The sequence below is a fragment of the Actinophytocola sp. genome, assembly GCF_050699935.1.
Taxonomy (GTDB): domain Bacteria; phylum Actinomycetota; class Actinomycetes; order Mycobacteriales; family Pseudonocardiaceae; genus Actinophytocola.
Map to the genome: position 1 here is coordinate 1 of NZ_JBOHGB010000271.1, position 3,908 is coordinate 3,908.

Below are 3,908 nucleotides of genomic sequence, written 5' to 3' on the forward strand. Positions count from 1 at the left end.
GCCAGTCCGCGCCCGGGCACGCGTTCGGCGCGGACTCCCCGTGGCAGCGCGAGCTGGAGGACGCGTTCCCGTTCACCGAGACGCCCGACCAGATGGCGGCCATCGACGAGGTCAAGGCCGACATGCGTCGTGGCGTCCCGATGGACCGGATCATCTGCGGCGACGTCGGCTACGGCAAGACCGAGATCGCCGTGCGCGCCGCGTTCAAGGCCGTGCAGGACGGCAAGCAGGTCGCCGTCCTGGTGCCGACCACGCTGCTCGGCCAGCAGCACCTGAACACGTTTGTCGATCGGATGCAGTCGTTCCCGGTCAACGTGAAGGGCCTGTCCCGCTTCACCCACGGCCCGGACGCCGAAGCGGTCGTCGAGGGGCTCGCCAGCGGCGAGGTCGACGTCGTCATCGGCACGCACCGCCTGCTGCAGACGGGAATCCGCTACAAGGACCTCGGGCTGGTGATCGTCGACGAGGAGCAGCGGTTCGGCGTCGAGCACAAGGAGCACATCAAGGCCCTGCGTACCCACGTCGACGTGCTGACCATGTCCGCCACGCCGATCCCGCGCACGCTGGAGATGTCGCTGGCCGGCATCCGCGAGATGTCCACGATCCTGACCCCGCCCGAGGACCGGCACCCGATCCTCACCTACGTGGGCGCGTACGACGACAAGCAGGTCGGCGCCGCGATCCGGCGCGAGCTGCTGCGCGACGGCCAGGTCTTCTACGTGCACAACCGCGTCTCCTCGATCGAGAAGGCCGCCCGCCGGCTGCGGGAACTGGTGCCCGAGGCACGGATCGTCACGGCGCACGGCCAGATGAACGAGGACCGCCTCGAGAAGATCATCGAAGGCTTCTGGGTGCGCGAGTACGACGTGCTGGTGTGCACCACGATCATCGAGACCGGGCTGGACATCGCCAACGCCAACACACTGCTCGTCGAGCGCGGCGACCTGCTCGGACTGGCCCAGCTGCACCAGCTCCGGGGTCGGGTCGGCCGCGGGCGCGAGCGCGGGTACGCCTACTTCCTGTACCCGCCGGAGGCCCCGCTCACCGAGAACGCCCACGACCGGCTCGCGACGATCGCGCAGAACTCCGAGCTGGGCGCCGGCATGGCGGTCGCCATGAAGGACCTGGAGATCCGCGGCGCCGGCAACATCCTCGGCGCGGAGCAGTCCGGGCACATCGCGGGCGTCGGCTTCGACCTCTACGTCCGGCTCGTCGGCGAGGCGGTCGAGGCGTTCCGCAAGCACGCGGGCGCCGAGCCGGGTGAGGAGGAGGAAGAGCTCGCCGAGGTGCGGGTGGACCTGCCCGTCGACGCACACATCCCGCACGACTACGTGCCGGGGGAGCGGCTGCGGCTGGAGGCGTACCGCAAGATCGCTGCGGCGGTCGACGCTTCCGGGCTGGCCGCGGTGGAGGAGGAGTTGAAGGACCGCTACGGTGCCCCGCCGCTGCCGGTGCGGCGGCTGTTCGCGGTGGCCGCGTTCCGGCAGACGTGCCGCCGGCACGGGGTCACCGAGGTCGCCACGCAGGGCAGCCTGATCCGGTTCGCCCCGCTGAAGCTGCGTGACTCGCAGCTGGTGCGGCTGAAGCGCCTGTACCCCAAGGCGAACTACAAGGCGGTGACGAACCTGGTGTCCGTGCCGCGGCCGACGGAGGGCGCGGCGGGCGGCCGGATGGGTGCGCCGCAGCTGCGTGACACGGAGCTGCTGGACTGGTGTGCGAACCTGCTCGACTCGTTGGAGATCGCCCCAGCACCGGTCGGGTGAGTCACTGTGAGAAACTCGGCAGCCGTGACACCTGCGAAGCTGCGTCCTGCCGTGTTGATCGCCGTGCTGACCGCGCTGGTCGCCGGGTTGACCGCGTGCGGATCCGGACCGAGCCAGGTCAACGCCGCCGTGATCGTCGACGGCAAGTCGATCTCGGTCAACGACGTGCAGAACCTGCTCGACAAGATCGTGCGGGAGCAGCCCGCCGCCAAGCCGCTGGCGCAGCAGCGCAAGCTGGACATGGTCGCGCGTGAGGCGGTGAGCCAGCTGGTCATGCACGACGTGCTGGTCAAGGCCGCGCGCGAGGAGAACATCACGGTCGGGCGCGAGGACGTGGCCGACGCGATGGCGCAGAACCCGTTCCGGGAGGAGCTGCCGAACGACGGCAGCGTGCCGCCGGACGCGCTGGCCACGCAGCTGGTGTACCGCGCTCGGGACCTGCGCGACACCATTACCGACCAGATCCTGCTCGCGCAGCTGGCGAACAAGTACTTCGACAAGCTCCAGGTCACGATGGACTACACGACCGTGGTTTCCGACGACCCGGGCGCGAACCCGGAGTCCATGCGGGACAAGGCGGTGGCGAAGGCCCGTGAGTTCGCCGCCGACCCCGACAACGTGGCGCAGCTGATCGCCGAGGACACGCAGGCCGGTGGCGACGCCCAGGAGGGTGCCCAGTTCCCGGCCGTGCAGAGCGCCGCGCTGGCGGCGACCGCCATGTTCGGCTCCAGCGAGGGCTCGGTCGTGGCGTTCGAGCCCTCGCCCGAGCAGGCGCTGTGGGTCGTCGGCCTGATCCGCGAGCGCGACACGAACGCGAACGTCGACACCTCGCAGGCGCCGCAGGTCCAGCCGACGGAGCTGGTCGCGGTCGGCGAGCGGTTGTTGCAGCCCTACGCCGAGGACAGCGAGATCCGCGTCAGCCCGCGGTACGGCGTGTGGGACATGGCCGCGATGGCCGTGGCGCCGAGCGAGGCCGAGACGGTGGGCCTGATACTGCCGCCGGCCACCGACGAATCGCAGTGACGGCAGGCCCGACCGTCGTACTGATCGATCGCGGGCGGCTGCCGGCGGCCGCCGTGCCGCTGCTGTGGTCCGACCGTTCCGTCTACGCGACGCCGGGCCTCGAGCTTGGCCTGCCGCCGCTGCCGTCGTCGCCGCCCGGGCCGTTCGTGCTGGTCACCGATGATCTTACCGCCCCACCCGCCGCGGCCCTGGTGTCGGCCGGAGCGACCGTTCTTGCCGGGCCGCGGGTCGACGGTGCGGGGTTGCTGGACGCGGTGGCGGTGATGGACCGGCTGCGCTCGCCGGGCGGCTGCCCGTGGGATGCCGAGCAGACGCACGACTCGCTGCGCCAGTACCTGGTGGAGGAGTGCTTCGAGCTGCTGGAGGCCATTGAGGACGGTGACCGGGCGGCGCTGCGCGAGGAGCTGGGCGACGTGCTGCTGCAGGTGTTGTTCCACGCGCGGATCGCGCAGGAGGACCCGGCCGACCCGTTCTCGATCGACGACGTGGCCGCGGGCTTGGTGGCCAAACTCGTCAGCCGGCACCCGCACGTGTTCGCCGGCGGTGACCCGGCCGTGCGCGACGCGGGCACGCAGGAGGTCCGCTGGGAGGAACTCAAGCAGCAGGAGAAGCGCCGCGAGTCCAGTGTGGACGGAGTGGCCATGGGGCAGCCGGCCCTGGCGCTGGCGGCGAAGCTGGCGCAGCGCACGGCCCGCGCGGGCCTGCCCGGCGACCTGCTGCCGCGCGGCTCGGATCCCGGCTCGCGCCTGTTCGACCTGGCCGCGCTGGCGAAGCTCGCGGGTACCGACCCGGAGGGCGAGCTGCGCGCGGTGGCCCGCCGCTTCGCCGACAACGTCCGCACCGCGGAGCGAGCCGCCCGAGCCGAGGACGTGGACCCATCCCGAATGACCCCCACCGACTGGCACCACTTCTGGCCCACCCCCTAACCGCGAGCCCCCCACTCCCGCACGCGGGTCCCCCGCTCCGGTCCGCGAGTCCAACGCTCCGGACCCGCGTGTCCAACGCTCCGGACCCGCGTGTCCAACGCTCCGGACCCGCGTGTCCAACGCTCCGGACCCGCGTGTCCAACGCTCCGGACCCGCGTGTCCAACGCTCCGGACCCGCGTGTCCAACGCTCCGGAC

3 protein-coding genes are annotated in these 3,908 nt (G+C 71.6%); all 3 read left to right on the forward strand.

Features of this window, described 5'->3' with window-relative positions; genetic code table 11:
- Positions 1-1,763 (forward strand): transcription-repair coupling factor (gene mfd, locus ACRDTB_RS37605; RefSeq protein WP_431437038.1); only part of this gene is annotated, 1,763 nt, incomplete at its 5' end.
- A 24-nt stretch (positions 1,764-1,787) separates the two neighbouring features.
- Positions 1,788-2,786, forward strand: a complete 999-nt coding sequence (locus tag ACRDTB_RS37610; RefSeq protein WP_431437039.1) for a SurA N-terminal domain-containing protein — start codon at positions 1,788-1,790, stop codon at positions 2,784-2,786.
- The gene (locus ACRDTB_RS37615; protein WP_431437040.1) at positions 2,783-3,712 is read left to right on the forward strand and encodes a MazG family protein; all 930 of its coding nucleotides are present in this window, start codon (positions 2,783-2,785) and stop codon (positions 3,710-3,712) included. Before ACRDTB_RS37610 ends, ACRDTB_RS37615 begins: the two co-directional genes overlap by 4 nt.
- The last annotated feature ends 196 nt before the right edge of the window (positions 3,713-3,908 follow it).